Origin of the sequence: Amycolatopsis albispora, assembly GCF_003312875.1 — a bacterium.
GTDB classification, from domain to species: domain Bacteria; phylum Actinomycetota; class Actinomycetes; order Mycobacteriales; family Pseudonocardiaceae; genus Amycolatopsis; species Amycolatopsis albispora.
On sequence record NZ_CP015163.1, the window covers coordinates 149,827 to 168,547 of the forward strand.

The 18,721-nt window shown below is 71.8% G+C and carries 24 protein-coding genes and 1 pseudogene; 8 read left to right on the forward strand and 17 right to left on the reverse strand.

Features of this window, described 5'->3' with window-relative positions; all coding sequences use genetic code 11:
- Positions 1-2: 2 nt before the first annotated feature.
- Both A4R43_RS00750 and A4R43_RS00755 read right to left on the reverse strand, forming a co-directional pair.
- Positions 3-1,007: a 2Fe-2S iron-sulfur cluster-binding protein gene (locus A4R43_RS00750; RefSeq protein WP_113690511.1), complete on the reverse strand. Its 1,005-nt coding sequence runs from the start codon at positions 1,005-1,007 to the stop codon at positions 3-5.
- A 3-nt stretch (positions 1,008-1,010) separates the two neighbouring features.
- Positions 1,011-2,234, reverse strand: a complete 1,224-nt coding sequence (locus A4R43_RS00755) for a cytochrome P450 (protein WP_113690512.1) — start codon at positions 2,232-2,234, stop codon at positions 1,011-1,013.
- 141 nt (positions 2,235-2,375) lie between these two features.
- Here A4R43_RS00755 and A4R43_RS00760 point away from each other — a divergent pair, with 141 nt between their 5' ends.
- Entirely contained in the window at positions 2,376-3,317 is a 942-nt protein-coding gene (locus A4R43_RS00760; protein WP_113690513.1) for an AraC family transcriptional regulator, read from the forward strand.
- 10 nt (positions 3,318-3,327) lie between these two features.
- Positions 3,328-3,771 carry a VOC family protein gene (locus tag A4R43_RS00765; RefSeq protein ID WP_113690514.1) on the forward strand — a complete coding sequence of 148 codons (444 nt, stop codon included), beginning with the start codon at positions 3,328-3,330 and terminating at the stop codon, positions 3,769-3,771.
- A gap of 4 nt (positions 3,772-3,775) precedes the next feature.
- Here the strand turns inward: A4R43_RS00765 and A4R43_RS00770 are convergent, their stop codons facing one another.
- A complete protein-coding gene (locus A4R43_RS00770; RefSeq protein WP_236808689.1) occupies positions 3,776-5,317 on the reverse strand; it encodes a dolichyl-phosphate-mannose--protein mannosyltransferase in 1,542 nt (513 codons plus the stop codon).
- Between the two features lie 274 nt (positions 5,318-5,591).
- Here A4R43_RS00770 and A4R43_RS00775 point away from each other — a divergent pair, with 274 nt between their 5' ends.
- Complete coding sequence (locus A4R43_RS00775) at positions 5,592-5,891, forward strand: hypothetical protein (RefSeq protein WP_113690516.1); 300 nt, start codon at positions 5,592-5,594, stop codon at positions 5,889-5,891.
- A gap of 4 nt (positions 5,892-5,895) precedes the next feature.
- Here A4R43_RS00775 and A4R43_RS00780 read toward each other — a convergent pair whose 3' ends face one another.
- Both A4R43_RS00780 and A4R43_RS00785 read right to left on the reverse strand, forming a co-directional pair.
- Positions 5,896-6,486, reverse strand: coding sequence for a TetR/AcrR family transcriptional regulator (locus A4R43_RS00780; RefSeq protein WP_113690517.1), 591 nt, complete (start codon positions 6,484-6,486; stop codon positions 5,896-5,898).
- Positions 6,483-7,955, reverse strand: a complete 1,473-nt coding sequence (locus A4R43_RS00785) for an FAD-dependent monooxygenase (protein ID WP_113690518.1) — start codon at positions 7,953-7,955, stop codon at positions 6,483-6,485. Before A4R43_RS00785 ends, A4R43_RS00780 begins: the two co-directional genes overlap by 4 nt.
- 147 nt (positions 7,956-8,102) lie before the next feature.
- On the opposite strand from A4R43_RS00785, the gene A4R43_RS44570 reads away from it, so the two are divergent.
- On the forward strand, positions 8,103-8,495 hold the full coding sequence (locus A4R43_RS44570; protein ID WP_335645142.1) for a hypothetical protein: 393 nt from the start codon (positions 8,103-8,105) through the stop codon (positions 8,493-8,495).
- Positions 8,495-8,662: pseudogene (locus A4R43_RS44575) on the forward strand (AraC family transcriptional regulator); the annotation flags it as partial. The gene A4R43_RS44570 and the pseudogene A4R43_RS44575, both read left to right, overlap by 1 nt.
- 477 nt (positions 8,663-9,139) lie before the next feature.
- On the opposite strand, the gene A4R43_RS00800 reads toward A4R43_RS44575, so the two are convergent.
- Positions 9,140-9,877 (reverse strand): class I SAM-dependent methyltransferase, encoded by a 738-nt coding sequence (locus tag A4R43_RS00800; protein WP_113690519.1) that lies wholly within the window; start codon positions 9,875-9,877, stop codon positions 9,140-9,142.
- A gap of 88 nt (positions 9,878-9,965) precedes the next feature.
- Between A4R43_RS00800 and A4R43_RS00805 the strand changes: the two genes are divergently transcribed.
- Entirely contained in the window at positions 9,966-10,556 is a 591-nt protein-coding gene (locus A4R43_RS00805; protein WP_113690520.1) for a TetR/AcrR family transcriptional regulator, read from the forward strand.
- On the opposite strand, the gene A4R43_RS00810 is transcribed toward A4R43_RS00805, so the two are convergent.
- From A4R43_RS00810 to A4R43_RS00835, 6 genes are read right to left on the reverse strand one after another with little or no spacing between them, the layout of a single operon-like run.
- Positions 10,543-10,947, reverse strand: coding sequence for a type II toxin-antitoxin system VapC family toxin (locus tag A4R43_RS00810; RefSeq protein ID WP_236808691.1), 405 nt, complete (start codon positions 10,945-10,947; stop codon positions 10,543-10,545). The two genes, A4R43_RS00805 and A4R43_RS00810, sit on opposite strands and share 14 nt — an antisense overlap.
- Positions 10,940-11,218 (reverse strand): type II toxin-antitoxin system Phd/YefM family antitoxin, encoded by a 279-nt coding sequence (locus A4R43_RS00815; RefSeq protein WP_113690521.1) that lies wholly within the window; start codon positions 11,216-11,218, stop codon positions 10,940-10,942. The genes A4R43_RS00810 and A4R43_RS00815 overlap by 8 nt, the downstream gene beginning before the upstream one ends.
- Before the next feature lie 44 nt (positions 11,219-11,262).
- Positions 11,263-11,583 (reverse strand): STAS domain-containing protein, encoded by a 321-nt coding sequence (locus tag A4R43_RS00820; RefSeq protein WP_113690522.1) that lies wholly within the window; start codon positions 11,581-11,583, stop codon positions 11,263-11,265.
- A 58-nt stretch (positions 11,584-11,641) separates the two neighbouring features.
- The gene (locus A4R43_RS00825) at positions 11,642-12,640 is read right to left on the reverse strand and encodes an alpha/beta fold hydrolase (RefSeq protein ID WP_113690523.1); all 999 of its coding nucleotides are present in this window, start codon (positions 12,638-12,640) and stop codon (positions 11,642-11,644) included.
- Positions 12,641-12,661: 21 nt separating this feature from the next.
- Entirely contained in the window at positions 12,662-13,105 is a 444-nt protein-coding gene (locus tag A4R43_RS00830) for a DinB family protein (protein WP_113690524.1), read from the reverse strand.
- The gene (locus tag A4R43_RS00835) at positions 13,102-13,293 is read right to left on the reverse strand and encodes a hypothetical protein (protein ID WP_113690525.1); all 192 of its coding nucleotides are present in this window, start codon (positions 13,291-13,293) and stop codon (positions 13,102-13,104) included. The genes A4R43_RS00830 and A4R43_RS00835 overlap by 4 nt, the downstream gene beginning before the upstream one ends.
- Positions 13,294-13,391: 98 nt before the next feature.
- Between A4R43_RS00835 and A4R43_RS00840 the strand changes: the two genes are divergently transcribed.
- Positions 13,392-13,979, forward strand: coding sequence for a helix-turn-helix domain-containing protein (locus tag A4R43_RS00840; protein ID WP_113697273.1), 588 nt, complete (start codon positions 13,392-13,394; stop codon positions 13,977-13,979).
- Here the strand turns inward: A4R43_RS00840 and A4R43_RS00845 are convergent.
- From A4R43_RS00845 to A4R43_RS00850, 3 genes are all read right to left on the reverse strand, one after another.
- A complete protein-coding gene (locus A4R43_RS00845) occupies positions 13,962-14,498 on the reverse strand; it encodes a putative immunity protein (protein WP_113690526.1) in 537 nt (178 codons plus the stop codon). The two genes, A4R43_RS00840 and A4R43_RS00845, sit on opposite strands and share 18 nt — an antisense overlap.
- 73 nt (positions 14,499-14,571) lie before the next feature.
- The gene (locus A4R43_RS44695; RefSeq protein WP_418190795.1) at positions 14,572-14,970 is read right to left on the reverse strand and encodes an alpha/beta hydrolase; all 399 of its coding nucleotides are present in this window, start codon (positions 14,968-14,970) and stop codon (positions 14,572-14,574) included.
- Positions 14,918-15,925, reverse strand: coding sequence for an alpha/beta fold hydrolase (locus tag A4R43_RS00850; RefSeq protein ID WP_418190796.1), 1,008 nt, complete (start codon positions 15,923-15,925; stop codon positions 14,918-14,920). Before A4R43_RS00850 ends, A4R43_RS44695 begins: the two co-directional genes overlap by 53 nt.
- A gap of 132 nt (positions 15,926-16,057) precedes the next feature.
- On the opposite strand from A4R43_RS00850, the gene A4R43_RS00855 reads away from it, so the two are divergent.
- The gene (locus A4R43_RS00855) at positions 16,058-16,921 is read left to right on the forward strand and encodes an alpha/beta fold hydrolase (protein ID WP_113690527.1); all 864 of its coding nucleotides are present in this window, start codon (positions 16,058-16,060) and stop codon (positions 16,919-16,921) included.
- 1 nt (position 16,922) lies between these two features.
- On the opposite strand, the gene A4R43_RS00860 is transcribed toward A4R43_RS00855, so the two are convergent.
- Both A4R43_RS00860 and A4R43_RS00865 read right to left on the reverse strand, forming a co-directional pair.
- Positions 16,923-17,579, reverse strand: coding sequence for a response regulator (locus tag A4R43_RS00860; protein WP_113690528.1), 657 nt, complete (start codon positions 17,577-17,579; stop codon positions 16,923-16,925).
- Positions 17,576-18,712, reverse strand: a complete 1,137-nt coding sequence (locus A4R43_RS00865; protein WP_236808693.1) for a sensor histidine kinase — start codon at positions 18,710-18,712, stop codon at positions 17,576-17,578. The genes A4R43_RS00860 and A4R43_RS00865 overlap by 4 nt, the downstream gene beginning before the upstream one ends.
- Positions 18,713-18,721: the final 9 nt, after the last annotated feature.

Here is an 18,721-nt window from a genome sequence, read left to right on the forward strand (position 1 = left end):
TCTCAGGACGGGGTGAACTGCTCGCGGTGGATGTGGCGCGGGGACATCCGGCGGCGCTTGAACGCCCTGACCCCCGCGGCCACCATCGCCGGCGGCCCGCACAGCCAACCCGACCAGCCCCGCCCGCTGGGCACGTCCTCGGTGAACGCGTCGGTGGGGAAGCCGCTCCGGTAAGCCGGGTCGGGCTCGTCCGAAAGCACCGGCACGAACCGGAAATTCGGGTACCCACCGGCGATTTCGGCGAACCGGGCCTGGTCGTAGAGGTCGGCCGTGCCACGAACTCCGTGGTACAGCAGCACTTCCCGGCCGGGGTGCCGGGCCAGCGCGGTGCGCGCGATGCCCGCCAGCGGGGCGAGCCCGGTGCCGCCGCCGATGAGCACCATCGGCCCGCCGTCGTCCTCGTCCGCCGGGGGCAGGTGGAAGTCGCCGAGCGGACCGGACGCCTCGACGCGGTCACCGACGGCCAGCGAGCCGAAGAGCCATCCGTCGGTGGCGACCCCGCCGGGCACCCGCCGGACGTGCAGTTCCAGCACCTTGTCCTCGTCGGCGGTGTTGGCCAGCGAGTACTGGCGCCGCACCCCCGAACCGGGCACGGCCAGTTCGACGTACTGCCCCGGCTCGAAGGCCAGCGGCTCGGCGAGCCCGAGCAGCACCCGCCGGGTGTCCCTGGCGATGTCCTCGATCTCGACGACGGTCGCGGCCAGGTCGCGCAGCGGGTGCGCGGCCCGTCCGGTGGTGGTCCCGGTGCCGCTCAGCTCGGTGTCGCCGGTGGGACGCGCCTGGCAGGCCAGCACCAGGCCCGCCGCCCGTTCGTCCTCGGTGAGGGTGTCGAGCGGGGAAGCGCCGTGGTCGACCGAGCCGGAGACCACCCGGAGCTTGCACGTGCCGCAGGTGCCCTGGTTGCACGAGTTCGGCAGCCACAACCCGGCACGCAGGCAGGCGTCGAGCAGGCTCTGGTCCTCCGCGCACTCGACCCGGCGGCCGCTCACGCGCACCGCGAAGGCCATCGCTCACACCTCCCAGGTGACGTGCAGGCTGGTCGGCCCGCGGAAACCCCAGCCCCAGAACTCGACGCCCTCGCCGGTGTCGCGTTCCAGGTTCGGGATCGCCTCGAACAGCTCCTCCAGCGCGATCCGCATGACGTGGTTGGCGAAGTAGATGCCCGCGCAGGCGTGGCTGCCAGCGCCGAAGGCCAGGTGCGGCAGCGGCGGCCGGTGCAGGTCGTAGGTGGTCGGCGCGTCGTACTGCCCGGTGTCGTGATTGGCCGAGCCGTAGGACAGCATCACCGGCGTGCCCTCGGGCAGGTCGACCCCGGCGACGGTGACCGGCTTGGTCGAGATGCGCGCGGTCGCTGACCAGATCGGTGAGGTCCAGCGCATGCCCTCCGAGATGGCCCGCGGGATCAGCGCCGGATCGTCCACCACCTGTTCCAGCTGCTCCGGCCGGCTGAACAGGCCGACCAGCGTGGACGCCATGCCGTGGCCCGGTTCCTGCATCGCGCCGAGCAGGTAGACGTAGATGGTGGGGTAGATGTACTCGCGGTCGCGGGTTTGCCCCGGCGGCATGCCGTCGTGCAGCCAGTGGGAGATCGCGCTGTCGTCGGGTTCGGTGATCCAGCGGTCGATCAGCGGGTCGACGATCGCGCGGATCTCGGCCTTCGCCTGGTCACCCTCGGCGAAGCCCGCCGGATTGGCGAACTCGCCGTTCTCGTCCATCGCGGCGTTGGTGAACGAGCGGTTCAGCTTCGCGAACCACTCGCGCAGCTTGTCCGATTCGACGTCGTGCAGGCCGAGGAGGTCACCGAGGGACCGCACGCTGACCGGCTCGCAGTACTGCGCCACCAGCTCGGCCGCGCCGTCGTTCTCGAACCGGCCGAGGTAGCGGCGGGCGATCGGGCGGACCAGGTCGTCGATCCAGCGGTCCACCTCGACCGGCTGCAGCGCGGGCTCGACCATCGACCGCAGGTCGGCGTGGATCTCGCCGTTGACCCCGATGATCGCCGGGTGCCCGAAGGTCCGGCCGCCCGCCGGGGTGATCACGCCTTCGAAGTCCGGGCTGGTCGCCACCTCGCGGCAGACGTCGGCGGTGGAGGCGACGTACGCGCCGAGCACCGGCACGTAGGCCAGCGGTGCCTCGGCCCGCAGCCGTTCGTAGACCGCGTACGGATTGCGCTCCAGCTCGGTCATCGTGACGTCGGCCAGCCAGGCCAGCTCGGGCCGTTCGGTGGTCGTCATCGGGTGTCTCCTCCCACGTCGTTGTCCGGGATGGGAGGGGACGGTAAGGCGCTGACCTGCGCTTCGGCGACACGCTTCGCGCGGGGACGGCACGGTTCGCGCGCCCGGTTCGTGACCTGTGCCTCAGGTACGCTCACCGCCATGCGCGCACGGCGTGGTGCCGCACCCCGGGACTGGGACGAGGCATCCCGGGAGGTGGCCGAGGCGTACTTCCCGCACGAGCTGCGGCTGCTCGGTGGTGGCCGCGAGCCCCGGCTGACCCTGCGCACGCTCGACCTCGGGCCGGTGCTGATCGGTCACGTCGGCTGGGGCGCCGACGTGCGGATCGCCTGCGACTATCCCGGCGCCTACGAGGTGAACCTGCCGCTGACCGGTCACCTGGAGAGCCGCGGCAGACACGGGGTGGTGACGTCGGTCCCCGGCCAGAGCACGGTGTTCCGCGCGGACACGCCGTCGCTGATCAGCCACTGGGACGCCACCTGCACCGTGCTCGGCGTGAAGTTCGACAGCGCGTGGCTCGACCGCGAGGCCGAACGGGTGCTCGGCGACGACCGGGTGTCCCTGCGTGGTGACCTGCCCGATCAGCTGGACCTGACCGGGGGACGCGGCCGCGCGTGGCGGCAGCTGGTCGCGAGCCTGGTCGCCCACCTGCACGACCCCGGGTTGTTCGGTGACCAGCCGCCGGTCCGCGACCAGCTGGCGGGCGCGGTGGCGGCGAGCTTCCTGCTGGCGGGCTGCCCGGAGGCCGGTCACGGTTCGCCACCACGCCCGCGGGCCATCGCCCGGGTGGTGGACCAGCTGCACGACGACCCGGCCCGCGCGTGGACGGTGGGTGAGATGGCGGCCGTCGCGGGCACCAGCGTCCGGCGGCTGCAGGAGGGATTCCAGCGCACGCTCGGCCGCAGCCCGCGCGAGTACCTGCTGGGCATCCGCCTTCAACGGGCGCACGCCGACCTGGTGGCCGATCCGGCGGCGACGGTGAGCGAAGTGGCGGCGCGGTGGGGATTTTCCAGCGCCAGCCGGTTCGCCGCGGCCTACCGGCGCCGGTACGGCAGGCCGCCGGGAGAGGCACGCCGCTGGTAGAACCGGGTCGGTGAGCAACTTCTACCACCTGTGCTTCGCCGTCCAGGACCTCGACCGCGCGACCACTGACCTCACCCGTGCCGTGGGCGTGCGGTGGAGCCCGGTCCGCGAGGGAACGCTGGGGGACTGGTCGTACCGGATCGTCTTCTCCGTCGAGGGACCGCCGTTCTTCGAGGTGATCCAGGGCGATCCGGGCAGCCCGTGGGACGCGACGGACGGCTCACGGTTCGACCACCTCGGCTACTGGGCCAGCGATGTCGGCACCGGCAAGCAGCGGCTGGCCAAGCGCGGCGCGCCGCTGGAATTCGACGCCTGCCCGTACGGCCGTTCCTTCACCTACCACCGCCTCGACAGCATCGGCGCGCGCGTCGAACTGGTCGACATCGCCGCGCAGGAAGGGTTTCTGCGCACCTGGCAGCCGGGCGGCGCGCCCATGCCACCGCTCGAACTGTGACCGGTCAGCGCCAGGACGGCAGCCAGAGTTCGGACTGCCAGTGCTCGTGGGTGATCGGGTCGCCGTTCAGGATCGGCCACAGCCAGGCGAAGTTGGCCACCACCAGCCCGGCGTACAACGACACCACGAGCAGCCCGGTGCCCCGCCGCTCGAACCCGCGCTGCGCGCTGCCGAGGATGTGGCCGAGCACCAGGGTCAGGCCGAGCACCAGGAACGGTGCCATCGGCGTGGCGTAGAAGTAGTACATCTGGCGGTCGAGGTTGAGGAACCACGGCAGCAGCCCGGCCAGGTAGCCGATGAGCACCGCGGCGTGCCGCCAGTCCGCGAGGAAAAGCCAGCGCCACAGCCCGAAGGCGAGCACCGGCAGGGCCAGCCACCACATCGCCGGGGTGCCGAGCAGCATGGTGGCCTGCACGCAGTCGGGCTCACCGCATACTCCGTTCGGGGCCGATTCGTAGGAGTACAGCATCGGGCGAAGGCCCATCGGCCACGTCCACGGTTTCGACTCCCACGGGTGCGGGTCGTTCGCCGGGGTCAGCAGGGTTTCGTGGAAGCGCAGCACGTTCATCGAGTAGCCGCCCAGCGAGCGCAGCGCGGGCGGCACCCAGGCGAAGAAGCCCGGGTCGATGCCGTCGATTTCGACGTAGTGACGGTCGGTGGCGGTCTCGCTCGCGAACCACGCCCACCAACTGCCCAGGTAGGTCAGGAAACCGATGCCGACGAACGCCCACAGCCCGGGCGCGACGTCACGCACGAGGGTGCCGACCCAGGGCCGGGCGACACCGGCCGCCCGGCGCGCGGCCACGTCGAAACCCACGCACAGCAGTCCGAACGCCGCCATGTGGTACAGCCCGGACCACTTGACCGCGAACGCCAGCCCGATCATCAGCCCGGCCGCGAAGCGCCACCACCGGAACCCCAGCCGTGGCCCGAACGGGGATTCGCCGATCCAGCCCTCACGCACCGCGAGCGCGAGCCGCGCGCGGACTTGGTCGCGGTCGGCGAGCAGGCAGGCGAAGGCGGCGAGCACAAAAAACGCGATGAAGATGTCGAGCATGCCGATCCGCGACTGCACGTGGAGCACGCCGTCGCAGACGACCAGGATGCCCGCGATGCCGCCGAGCAGCGTGGAGCGGGTGAGCCGCCGGGCGATCCGCACGGTCAGCACGATGATCAGCGTGCCCGCCAGCGCCGCGCTGAACCGCCAGCCCCACGCGGTGTAGCCGAACAGCCATTCGCCCACCGCGATCAGCTGCTTCGCCAGCGGCGGGTGCACGATGTACTCGTAGGCGTAGTTGTCTTCGTAGCCGCCGTTGCGCAGCATCTGCCACGCCTGCACGGCGTAGTACTTCTCGTCGAAAACCGGCGTGCCGTGGTCGGTGGGCACGCCGAGGTGCTGGAACCGGACCACGCCGCCGAGTGCCGCGAGCACCAGGGTGACCACCCAGCCGCGCCACCGGTCAGCGGGCATCGGCCTGCCCAGCAACGCCCCTTCCCGATCCGACGGCGGCGCGGCCGGTCCCGGACGAGTCGGCGTGGCGATCACGCCCCGATGCTAAGGCAGCGCCGGACGCGGGGCCGTGGCGAACCAACCCGGCGGGTATTCGCGGGCACCGATGTCACGAATGTGGCTTTCGAGACGTTTCGCGTCTCGAAAGCCACATTCGTGACATGCGCCGGCGGGTGCTCAGGGGAGTAGATCCGCTTGGCGGAAGAGGGTGCACACCTTTTCCCGACCGGGAAAAGGTGGTGCCGGTGCGCGGTTCCGTGCCGGAAGCTGCGGGAGCAAAGGGATTCACTGCACAACTGGGGGAGTGACGATGAAGCGGAAGATTCTCGCCGGCGCACTGGCGATGTCCACGGCGTTGTTGGTGGCGGCACCGGCTCAGGCCACCGAACCACCGCCGCCGGCGGAGCAGGAAGCGGGCACTCGCGGGGTCGCCGAGTGCACGGACTACCTGGAGGCGTACGGCATCGAAATCGGTTTTCCGGAGGTGACCGCGTGTTATGCCGGAAGCACGGGCACCGCGACCGGTCTCGGCGCCTGTTATGTGGGCCTGCGCGCGGTCGAAGTCAAGCGCAGGATCGCGCTCGCGGCCTGCGCGCTGGCCGCGTTGTAGGTGCTCAGGGGAGCAGGCCCGCTTGGCGGAAGAGGGTGCGCAGGTAGGTGCGCATGCCGTCGGTGCCGGGCGGATCCGGTTGCAGCGCGCGGTAGGTGACCGCACCGGCGATCATGTCGGTCAGCACGTCCAGGTCGGCGTCCGCGGCCACGGTGCCTTCTTCCTGCGCCCGCCGCAGCAGGGCGTGGGTGAGTTCCCGCCGCGGCCGGACGTAGTGCTCCCAGTAGACCGCCATCAGTTCCGGGTGGCTGACCGCCGAGCCGAGCACTCGCGCGGCCAGCGCCCGGAACTCCGGGCTGGCCGCGGTTTCCGCGACGCTTTCGAGCGCGTTTTCCACCAGCTCGTACGGCGAACTCCGGGCGACCACCTCGGCCGGTGGCTTGCTGACCTGGTCGGCCAGCAGGAATTCGACCGCCTGCGCGATCAGTTCCTCCTTCGCCGCCCAGCGCCGGTACACCGTCACCTTCCCGACGCCCGCCCGTTTGGCGATCTGCTCGATGCTGGCGCCCTCCACCCCGCGTTCGACAAAAACCGCGGCGGCCGCGCGCAGGATCGCGGCGTCGGTTTCCGGGTCGCGTGGCCTGCCGCGGGTCATCCGGCCACCCGGTCCGGCGACCGCAGCAGCGCGGACAGCCTGCCGCCGAGGCCCGTTTCCCCGCGCCACGCCACATGCCCGTCCGGCCGCACCAGCACCGGCACCGCCCGTTCCTCGTCACGCCGCAGCACAACCACCCGATCTCCCAGCCATTCCCGCGCTTCACCCGCCAGCCGCTCGGCGCCGGACGCGGGCAGCAGCAGCGCCCAGCGCCCGCCGAGTTCGGCGTGCAGGGTTGTCCGCGTGGCATCCTCGCGCACGCAGTCCAGGTCGGCGATCCGGTCCCCGATAGGGCGCCGCCCGCCGAGCGGGCCCTTCCGGTAGCTGACCCACAGCTGCGAGGCGGTGTAGGTCGCTTTCCGTTGCACCCAGGGAAGATTGCCCAGATTGATCAGCACCTTGTCCCGCAGGAACCGGCCGAGCGCGCTGCCGGCGATGTTCACGCGTGTCGCCAGCGCGGTGCCGCGAAGCACGTCTTCGGCGAGCGGCCGCCGTTCGGCTTCGTAGGTGTCGAGCAGTCCGGGCCCGGCATGGCCACCGAGCACGAGCCCGAGTTTCCAGCCCAGGTTCTCCGCGTCGCCCAGGCCGGTCAGCATGCCCTGACCACCGAAGGGCGCGTGCACGTGCGCGGCGTCCCCGGCGAGGAAGATCCGGCCCTGGCGGTAGGTGTCGGCCAGCCGCCGGTGGACGCTGAACACCGACGCCCAGCCGCACCTGCCGAAGCTCGCCGTCCGCCCGGTGCGCCGCGCGAGGTGCTGCCGGAGCCGGTCGACGATCACCTCGGGCTCCGGCCGTTCGGTGCCGCCCTCCGGGTCGTACGAGAACAGGCGCCACGAACCACCGGGCATCGGCATCGCGGCGAACAGCCCGTCCGGGTGCACCCAGCCGCTGGTGCCCTCGCGATCGAGGTCCCAGTCGATTTCCAGGTCGGCGAGCAGGAAGCGTTCGCTGAGCCGCGTGCCGGGAAAGCCGATGCCCGCCAGCTTGCGGACCGCGCTGCCCGAGCCGTCGCAGCCGACGAGCCAGCCCGCGTCCAGTTCCCGGCCGTCGCCCAGCCGGACGCGGACACCGTCGCTGTCCTGCTCGGCTCCGGCGACCTCCGCGCCCCATTCCGGTTCCACGCCGAGTTCGGCCAGCCGCTCGCGCAGCACGGCCTCGACGCGGGCCTGGGAGACGACCATCGGCGGGGCCGCCGTTTTCAGGCCGGGATCACCGAACCGGATGCGCATGACCGGCCGCGCGCCCGCGTAGGTGGTGATCCGCATGGCCGGGATCGACTCCCGCGGCAGCGTGCCCAGCGCGCCGATCCTGGCCAGCACCTCGGAGCCACGCGCGTGCAGGAAGTTGGCCCGCGAGGTCTCCGACGGGCCGGGGGCGCGGTCGAGCACGCGGACCGCCACGCCGTGCAGGCGCAGGGTGCAGGCCAGGGCCAGGCCGGTCGGGCCCGCGCCGGCGATGAGGACTGTCATGGCACCTCCTTTTCTATACGAAACGGTACCGTAAACAAAATCGGCCCGGCAACCGTTATTCGTGCGGCGCACCTACTGCGGCTGGAGCGACGCGGGCTGGCGCTCGCTGCTCGTGCAGAGCTTCGACCACGCCCCCGAAGCCGGGGCATGCGCACGCGGGCGGGCGGCGAGCCGGACGATCGCCGCTGGGGCCCGGGCCACCTGGAACTCATGGTGCCCGGACGGTCCGAGGTGCGGGATTACCGCAGCACGTCGGCGATGCGCACGATCCAGGTGCACATCCCGTCGGCCACCGTCGAGCGGACCGCCGCCCACCTTGGCGCGCCGGACTTCGAGGCGCTGTCGGCCGCGTTGTCCGCCGGTGATCCGGTGGTCGAACAGCTCGTGCGCGCGCTGCCCCGGCCGTCGGGGCGGGCGACCTCTACGCGGAATCCGCCGCCGCCTTCCTCGCCACGCACCTGCTCACGCGAGAACGGCACGGACGGCATGAACCGCAGGTGGGTCCCGAGCCTGCGGCGGTCCGCGCGGGCATCGCCGTGATGCGGGAGCGGCTCGCCGAACCGCTGACCCTGGCGGAGATCGCCGCCGAAGCACACCTGAGCGTGTACCACTTCATCCGCGTTTTCCGGGCAGCGACCGGGGAAGCACCCCACCGGTACCTCACCCGGCTGCGGATCGAGCTGGCTCAGCGGCTGCTGTCCGGCAGTGCGCTCAGCGTCGAGCAGATCGCCGCGCGATGCGGATTCGCCAGTCCTGGCGCGCTTTCCACGTCTCGCGCATGGCCGCCGCGAGTTGTCCGCGAAAAGCTTGCCGTCATGGGCAATTACGACCTGACCGCGCTTTCGGCGGCACCACCCGCCGTGGTCTGGCGCCTGCTCGCCGACGCACGCACCTGGCCGAGCTGGTCGGCGGTCGACGAACTGGTCACCGAACAGCGCCATCCACGACTACCGCGCGGTCGTCGAGCTGATGCCGACCGACAGCGGCGGCACGTTCATCCATTGGCACGGCACGTTTTCCGCGCGCCGGGGCGCGGACTGGCTGATGCAGGGCGTGCTGCGGCGGGTCATGCGGCGCATGGCGGGTCAGCGGGCGGGTTCGGCGAACGCGGTGATCACCACGATGATGGCCGCGATCAGCGCCACCGTGCCCTTCACCGACATGGCCACCTCCGTCCGGTGGCCCTATTCTGCCGGGCGCCGCCTCGCGCGCAGCTGCCAGACGGGGCCGATGACCCGGCCCTGCTCGTCACGCCGGACCCGGTCCGCGTCGAGGCCGAACCCGAGTTCCGCCAAGGCCTGTTCGCCGAGCTGTGCGAACACCTCCACGGTGATCGCGGTGGTGTACGAGGCCTGCCGGATTTCCTCGATCTCCCAATGGGTTCCGAGGTTCGTGTGCAGGTTTTCCTTGCTGACGCTCATCGGGAACCGCAGGCCCTCGTCGATGTCGGCGAAGCACAGCAGGTGCAGCCGGGCGTCCGGGCTGGTCACCCGGTGCAGTGCGGCGGCGTAGCGCTGCCGCTGCTCGTCGTCGAGGCAGTGGTACAGCGCGCTGTCCAGCACGGTGTCGAACCGCCGGTCGCCGAGTTCGGTGAGCGCGGTCGCGTCAGACCGCACGAAGGTGACTTCGACGCCACGCTCCGCGGCTCGCCGTGCTGCCTCCGCGAGACCGGTTTGCGAGCCGTCGACGCCGGTGACCCGGTGGCCCTGCGCGGCGAGGAAGGCCGCGTTCTCACCGAGGCCGCAGCCCACGTCCAGCACTTCACCGCGGAACGCGCCGTCCCGCTCCAGCTCGACCACCGCCGGCTGCGGTGCCCCGATGTCCCACGGGGCCAGGCCGAACGAGACCGCACTGCCTTCGAAAATGGGCTTGCCCTGATAGGCCGCGTCGAAGTCGACGTCGCGCAGGGAGAAGGCCGACATGGTGCACACCTCGCCTTTCGCTGAATTCAACAACCGTTCAATACGAACGGTACGGTACGGTACCGTTTCTGTCACGTAGGATTCCGCCATGACCACGGCCCGGCTGCGAGGCGGGCAGGCTCGGCTGGACGAGCTGCTCACCGCCACCATCGACGTCCTACGGGAAACCGGTTACGACCGGCTGACCATCGACGCGGTGGCGGCCCGCGCGCGGGCCAGCAAGGCGACGGTCTACCGGCGCTGGCCGAGCAAGGCGGCGCTGGTGGTGGCCGCGTTCACCCGCGCGGTCCAGCAGCACAGCCCGCCGCCGGAAACCGGGTCGCTGCGGGAGGACCTGCTGGCCGTGCTCGGCGGGCTGATGGCCGAACTGGACCGGCTCGGCGACGTGGTGACCGGCCTGGTCGGCGAACTGCGGCGCAGCCCCGACCTGGCCGAGGCGATGCGCACCGACTTCATCGCCACCCGCCGGGCCACGATGATGCACGTGTTCGAGGCGGCGCGCGCCCGCGGCGAAATCGACGGCAACGCCGCGCTCGACACCATCTGGTACCTGGGGCCGGCGCTGGTCTTCTTCCGCACCCTGCTGCTCGGCGAGCCGGTGGACGCCGCCTTCGCCGCCCACGTGGCCGACGACATCGTGCTACCGCTGCTGCGCCCGGCCGAGATCACACGGGAATGACGTCGAGCAGGTTTTTCAAACCCTTGAAATCACTCGGGTTGCGCGTGTAGAGCGGCAGTTCCCGCGAAGACGCGATGGCGGCGATCATCAGGTCCATGCGCCGGGGGCGGGGATCGCGGTTGATCGCGATCACCAAGGCGACCAGCGTGCCGTACCTGGCGGCCGCGTGGCCGTCGAACGGCAACGGGGCGAACTCGGCGATGGCGGCGCCGAGTTTTTCGGTGCGGGCCGCGCGGGTGACGCCGTCCTTGGCCATCGCGACACCCTGGTGGAGTTCCGCCATGGTGACCGCGGTGAGCTCGGGGACCTTCGGCAGCGACGCGGGGTCGAGCTGCCCCAGGTCGAGGTAGGTGCAGGTGTCCAGCACGCCGCTCTCGTGCCGGTCAGCCACGCTTCCGGCGCCACGGATCATCGGTGCCGACGCGGTCGTCGTCGCCGAAGAACTCGTCGGCCTCGGCGCGCAGCTGTGCGGCATCGACGCTCGGCAGCTTCCGATGGCGTTCGACCAGTTCTTCGGCGGTCAGGTGACGCCGGTACGGGATCGGCCGCAACTCGGCCACCCGGACGCCGTTGCGAGTGACCTGATAGGTCTCCCCGGATTCGACGGCGTCCATCACGGCGGCGGAGTTGTTGCGGAACTCGCGCTGGGTGATCACCTTCATGGGGCCAGTGTAGCCCCCTGTGTCTCACCGGGCTACATCGCGGCTCAGGGGGTGTCGACGATGGTGAAGACCTGGTCGAGGCCGGTGAGGCGGATCGGGTTGAGCACGGCGTGGGTGGTGCAGACCAGGCGCAGCTGCTGCCCGGCCCGGTGGCACTGGCTGGCGACCTCGACCAGCGCGGCCAGGCCCGCCGAGTTGAGGAAGGTGACCCGCCGCAGGTCGACGACCAGGTCCAGCTGTTCCTCGCTGTCTCTCGCGGCGGCCACGGAGTCCTTGAGTCTCCGCACGGTGCTGGTGTCGATCTCCCCCTCCACGGTGACGACGAGCTTTGCCGGCGTGCGCTTCCATCGCACCGCGAGACCCACGGTCGCTCCTGTACCTCGGCGTGTTCGGACTCCACCGAGCGTATCCGAGCGGTCCACCTCAGGAACCGAGATAGCCGATCAGCTCCGCCGCGACGAACCCCGGGTTTTCCTCCGCGAGCCAGTGCCCGGCACCGGGGACCTCCACCGCACGCGTGATCGCGCTCAGCCGCGGCGCCACCGTGGCGCGGGTGGATTCGAGCAGGCCCTGCGCTGTCAGCAGCAGGGTCGGCGTGCTGATCGGGGCGGTGCCGGTGTTCGCGGCGGCGTCCTGGTCCAGCGTCCGGTACAGCTCGAAACCACCGCGGAGCACCTCGGGCCGGGTGTAGGTGCGGGCGTACTCGCTGACTTCGGCGTCGTCGAACGGTGGTGGTGCACCGGGGCCGCCGAAAGCCGTGCCACCGAAGGCCACCTGCGGGTAGAACAGCGACAGGTACTCGCGGACGTCGTCGCCGACCACGGCTTCCGGGACCCGCGGCTGCGAGTGGAAGGCGATGTGCCAGCTCAGCTTGTGGTACCCGGCGCCGTCGAGCGCGGGGCCGGGCAGCGGCAGGTCCAGGTAGGCGAGCTTGGCGACCTCACCGGGGAACTGGGCGGCGTACTGGAAGCCGACCGCGGCGCCGAGGTCGTGCCCGGCGATGCGCACGTCGCGCAGCCCCAGGCGGTCGCCGATCAACGCGCGGGTGTAGCGCGCGAGGGTGGCCTTGTCGTAGCTGGGCGGCGGGCCCGTGCTGTCGCCGAGTCCCGGCAGGTCCAGCGCGTACACGGTGAAGTGGTCGGCCAGCGCGGGCAGGATGCCGCGCCAGCCGTACCAGGTCTGCGGCCAGCCGTGCAGCAGCACCAGCGGGGGACCGCTGCCGCCGGTGACGTAGTGCATGCGCACGCCGTCCACGTCGGCGAACTCGTGCCGGAAGCGGCTGCTGAACTCGGCGTCGCCGCGGGTCGCGGCCTCGTGATCGGCGGCGGGTGGGCTTTCCACTGGCTCGGTCGTCGGACCACACGCGGTGAGCAGCACCGCCGCAGTGATCGCCGCGAGCGCACGCACTGGGTTGCGGGACATGGATTTCTGCCTTTCGGTGGGTCAGCGGCCGCGTGAGCCGTCGATCAGCTCGCGCAGGATGTCGGCGTGCCCGGCGTGCCTGGCGGTTTCCTCGATCAGGTGGGTCAGCGTCCAGCGCACGGACGCCGCCGTGCGACCGGCGACGACCTCGTTGGCACGCGCGGTGGTTTCCCGGTACGCGGCCAGGATTTCCGCGGCGGTCTCGTCCGGTTCCGGGTGGAAGGTGGACGGCCAGTCGGTGACGCGGAGGCCGAGCAGCCAGTGCCGCTCGACGTGGGTGAGGTGCTTGACCAGGCCGAGCAGGTTGGTCCCGGACGGCACCCCGCGCGTGCGGACCTGGGGCTCCGGCACGCCTTCGGCCTTGGCGGCCACCGACTCGCGCAGGTAGTCGAGGAAGCCGACGAGCACGTCCTTCTCCCCGGGCCCGGTCCGCGGCGGGCCGAGGTCACGCCGCCGAGCGCTCATCGGGTCGCCCGGTGCAGGACCAGCACGTGGTCGGTGACGGTCGCGACCGGCCCCCAGACGGCGGTGGCGGCGATGTCGACCGCCGTTTCGGCGATTTCGGCCAGCCGCGGGTTCACCCGCCCGGCGGGCGGGCGGTTTCGGTAGTGCTCGTCCCAGAAACGCGCCGGTGATCTGTCCGAAGTGGTCATTCGAGGTCCGTTCGGCCGGAGGTGCGGTGACCGGGCCAGCTTCGCCCGGCACCGCACCGGATTGCACGGAAACTTGCCGGTTCGGCAAGATGGGCGGCATGGCGGAGGAGATCGAGGCGGCACTGGACGCGGTCGGGCCGAGGCTGCGGGCCCTGCGCAAGCAGCGGGGGTTCACGCAGGCCGAGCTGTCCGCGGCCACCGGGATCTCGGAAAGCACGCTGTCCAGGCTGGAAAGCGGCAGCAGGCGGCCCAACCTGGAACTGCTGCTGCCGCTGGCGCGGTCGTACGGCGTGCCGCTGGACGACCTGGTCGGCGCGCCGCGCACCGGGGACCCGCGGATCCATCTGAAGCCGATCCACCGGCACGGCATGACCTTCGTGCCGCTGACCCGGCGGGCTGGCGGGCTGCAGGCGTTCAAGATGCTCATCCCGGCACGTGCGGAACCGGGCGAGCCGACGCCGCAGACCCACGGCGGGTACGAATGGCTCTACGTGCTCGACGGCAGGCTGCGGCTGGTGGTCGGCGACCGCGACCTGGTGCTGGCGGCGGGGGAAGCGGCCGAGTTCGACACCGCGCTGCCGCACTTCCTCGGCACCGCGGACGGGCGCGCCGTCGAACTGCTTGTCCTTTTTGGACCCCAGGGGGAGCGGGCACACGTCCGGGCGCGTTCAGCGCGGTCTGAGTGAGGCGTCCAGCAGCCGGGTGAGTTCGCCTGCTCGGCCACGGCCGCTGGGCGCGTGGGGATAGCGGGTCAGCACGCTCACCACCACCGGTCCGGCCAGTCCGCGAGCTGTCTCCAGGTGGTCCAGACCAGACTGCGGATCGCCGGTGTCGAGTTCGATGGCCAGTGCCGCGTGGGCGGCGGGCCCGAGGATGTGCAGCACCTGCGTCGCTTTGGCCAGCGGGTGCAGGAAGGCCGCGCTGGCCGCGGCGACCGCCGCCCGCGCGGCCTCGCTCGCCGCGGCCTGCCCCGCGTCGCGTGTTTCCTGGTACGCCCGCTGCGCCGCCCAGGCACTGTCGCGGATCGCCTTGGTGCGCCGGGCGCCCTCGGCGAACACCCGCGCCGCGTCGATGGCGGCTCGCGGACGCGGGTCGTCCGGCCGGGCGCGCTCGAAGATCGCGAGCGCGGGGTGCGCGCAGGCCGCGGCGTAACCCGCGACCTCGCGCAGTTCGGCCATGCTGAGTTCGATGGTGCCGGCAGCCATACCATTGCACCGTATCGTTGAACATCCGGTAGGAACTCAGCTGCGGCAACCCCAGGTCAGCTCGGCCGAACCTTCAAACCGCCGGGCAGGCTAGATCGGCCGGGGGCCGGTCGCCGGTGGTCAGGAACGCGGTGACGGCGTTGTTCGCGCACTGGTTCGCGCCGATCAGGTAGGTGCCGTGGCCGCCCTGGTCGGCGGTGATCAGCCGCGACCGGTCACCGAGCGCCTCGTGCATCTTCCGCGCACCGGCCAGCGGCGTGGCCGGGTCGCGGGTGTTCTGCACCACGAGCACGTTCGACGGGCCCTGGTCGCCAACCCGCACCGGCGGCTCGGCCGGTTCGGACCGCCAGAAGGCACACGGGCGGATGTTGGCCGCGGCCGCGCCGAACAGCGGGTAGCGCTCGCGGTCGGCCGCGACGTCACGCAGGTAGGTGCCGACCGGCTTCGGCCAGCGGGAGTCGTTGCAGATCACGTGGAGATGGCTGGACAGCATGTTGTCCAGGTCCTGCTGGGCGGTTTCCACGGGCGGCAGCGGCTGGTTCGTGTCGAGCGCGTGCCAGGTTTCGGCGAGGTAGGGCATCCGGCTGTCGCGGTACAGGGCGCCGAAGGTCATCAGCCGGAACCGGGGTGCTGCCGAGGCCGTGTTCCGGGTGGGCGGCGGCATACGCGGCGAAGTCCGGGAAGCGCAGTTCCATGCCGTGGCCGAACAACCGCCCGCCCTCGCGGTCCAGACCAGCCGGGACCAGGCTGCTGTCGAGCACGATCCGGTCGCCGCGGTCGGGGAACAAAGTGGTGTAGACCGCGCCGAGATGGGTGCCGTAGGAGTAACTGAGGAACGACAGCTTCTCCTCGCCGAGCGCCTCGCGGATCCGGTCCAGGTCACGGGCGGTGGCCGCGGTCGAGGTGTACGGGAGCATGAAGGCCGTGTCGGATTCGGCGCACTGTTCGGCGACCCGCTTCGAGTGGCGGGCGTGCTTCACCACGTCGGCCGCGTCGCGCGCATAGGGCGGGATGTTGCCCAGGCTCTCCTGTTCCGGCGTCAGGTTGCACGTCACCGGCGTGCTGCGGCCGACCCCGCGCGGGTCGAAACCGATGATGTCGTAGCTGTCCAGCACGCTCTGCGGCAGCCCGAGCGCGACCAGCCCAGCCGGGAAGTCCACCCCGGTGCCGCCGGGCCCGCCCTGGTTGGTCAGCAGCACACCCCAGCGCTTTTCCGGGTTCTTGCTCGCCAGGCGGGAAAGCGCGACGTCGATCCGCCGCCCGTCCGGGTCGCGGTGGTCGAGCGGAACGCTCAGCGTGGTGCAGTCCAGGCCGGGCGCGGCGACCTCGGCGGGGCACTCGCCCCACTCCGGTCGAAGTGATCGGTCCGCGAGCGCCGGTGGCGCGAGTGCCGTCGCGGCCGCGACCGCGGCGACGACGATGGTCAAGGCCGTTGTCCCCCGTGCGAGCTACGCGCGAGTGCGCTCGCCAAGGTGACGATCGGCGGCCCGCGGCTCCGTAGCCTTCCTGGCGACCGCGGCGCCGACGCGCCGTTCGACTGTCCAAACAGGAGGATTTCCATGATCCGCAACGTCCGGGCGGCCGGTGCGCTCGCGCTGTGCTGCGCCGCCGCAGCCGTGGCGCTGGCAGGCTGTGACGAGGCGAGCGGCGACGGCCTGCTCACCGGCACCGCGAAGATCCAGGTCGACGGCAAGTCGGTGAACGTGTCGTGCTCGGGCGCGTCGGAGCACCGGCCGACGATCATCCTGTTGCACGGCGGCGGGGACGGCCTGGACAAGCTGGCCGGGCTCCAGGGCAGGCTGGCGGAGAAGGACCGGGTCTGCTCCTACGACCGCCTCGGCGCGGGCGCCAGCGACCAGCCGGGCGGGCCGCAGACCATGGAGGACACCGGGAAGATCCTGACCGGGGTGATCGACCAGGTCGCCGGGGGCGGGCCGGTGGTGCTGGCCGGGCACTCGCTGGGCGGGCTGATCGCCGGCCGGTACGCCCCCGCCCACCAGGACAAGGTCGAGGGGCTTGTCCTGATGGACGCGACGTCGCCGAGCCAGGGCGCCGACCTCACCGACGTGATCCCGCCGTCGGCCACCGGCATGGGACCCCAGCTGCGTGACCAGACCCTGGCCGTCCTCAGTGGACAGAGCCCGGAGCAGCTGGCGATGCCGGACGGCATGGTCGCCTCCGCCGGGGACATCCCGGTCGAGGTGATCACGCACGGCAAGCAGTACCTCGCCGCCGCCGTGCCCGAGTACGGGCCCGCGCTGGAGCAGAAGTGGGCCGACGGCCAGCGCAAGTGGCTCGCGTTGTCCAGCGACAGCAAGTTGACCACCGCGGCGAACAGCGAGCACTACATCTACGTCGACGAGCCGGACGTGGCCGTGCGGGCGATCCAGCGCGTCGCCGACCAGATCGCGGAGAACATGTAGCTCAGGTGACCAGTCCGTGGCGGTAGGCGTAGACCACCGCCTGGACGCGGTCGCGCAGGCCCAGCTTGGTCAGGATGCGGGAGACGAAGGTCTTCACCGTTTCCTGGCTGATCACCAGTGCTCCGGCGATCTCGGCGTTCGACAGGCCGTCCGCGATCAGCCGGAGCACCTCCAGTTCGCGGGGCGTCAGCGCGTCGTGCGAACCGGTTTCGGCGGGGCGGATCCGGGTGGCGTAGGCGCCCACGAGCTGCCGCGTCACCTCGGGCGCCAGCAGCGCCGCGCCACCCGCCACGGTCCGGATGCCGTCGAGCAACTGCGCCGGGGGCGCCTCCTTGAGCAGGAAGCCGCTGGCGCCCGCGCGCAGCGCCCGGTAGACGTACTCGTCGAGGTTGAACGTGGTCACCACGAGCACCTTGACCGGATCCGGCACGCCGGCGCCCGCCAGCTGCCTGGTCGCCTCGATGCCGTCGAGCACCGGCATGCGCACGTCCATCACCACCACGTCGGGCCGCAGCCGCCGGGCCAGCTCGACGGCGGCCCGGCCGTCACCGCATTCGCCGGCCACCTCCAGATCCGGCTGCGCACCGATGATCGTCACCAGCCCGGTGCGGATCAGCGCCTGGTCGTCGCAGACCAGCACCCGGATCGGCGCGGTCACGACGGGCTCCCGGCGGGAATGCGTGCCCGCACGTAGAACCCGCCGCTGCTCCGGCGGCCCGCGCTGAATTCACCACCCAGCACGCCGACCCGTTCCCGGAGGCCGTCGAGACCGCGTCCGCTCCCGCCGGGCGCGGCGATCGGCTCCCCGGAACCGTCCGTGCTCACCTGGACGGTGATCTCGCGTTCGCCGTGCCGCACCTCGACCGAAGTGCGGCTGCCGTGGGCGTACTTGAGCGCGTTGGTCAGCGCTTCCTGCACCACGCGGTAGGCCACCGGACCGGCGCTGCCGGTGGGACCGGCCGGCGTGCCCTCCTCGGTGAACTCCACCGGCTGCCCGGCGCGGCGGGTCTGCTCGACCAGCGCGGGAATGGCGGCGCCGGTGTCCGGCTCGGGATTGAGCAGGTCCAGCAGGTGCCGCAGGTCGGTCAGCGCCCGCCTGCCGGTGTCGCTGACCGCGCTCAGGCTTTCGTCGAGCTGCCGCGGCTGGCCGGTCAGGTACCGCGCGGCCTCGGTCTGCACCACCATCGCGGTCACGTGGTGGGTGACCACGTCGTGCAGTTCGCGGGCGATGCGCGTGCGTTCGGCGACGCGGGTTTCCTCGGCGATGCGGCGGCGCCGGTCGGCTTCGGCGGCCCGCGACGAGCGCAGGGCCGCGCCGAGCCCCCACGCCAGTGCCAGCGCCAGGTAGAACATCACGAACCCGGCGATCGACTCGGTCCCGCCGAGCAGCCGGGACGCGACCGCCAGCGCCAGGTACGCCGCGGTGAACCCGGCCATCGTGGCGCGCCGGTGCCGTTCCACCCGCGACCCCGCGTACAGCACCGCGACCGGCAGCCCGGTACCGGCGAACGAGTGGTAACCGCGGAGCTGGTCGACGGTGAAGCCGATCGCGACCAGCGCCAGGCAGGCCATCGGCCACCGGCGGCACAGCGCGAGCGGCACGCACTGCAGCGCGATCGCCACCAGGGCCAGCGCGTCGTAGGGGCGGTCCGGCAGGCCGCCGAACTGCGTTCCGTGGCCTTCCATCGCCGGGATCAGCGAGCAGGTGAACAACGCCAGCCCGACCGCGGCGAGCCAGGCGCCGCTGGGGAAGCGGTGGGACGACTCCGGGACCAGCCGAAGAGTGATCACCGTGCGCAC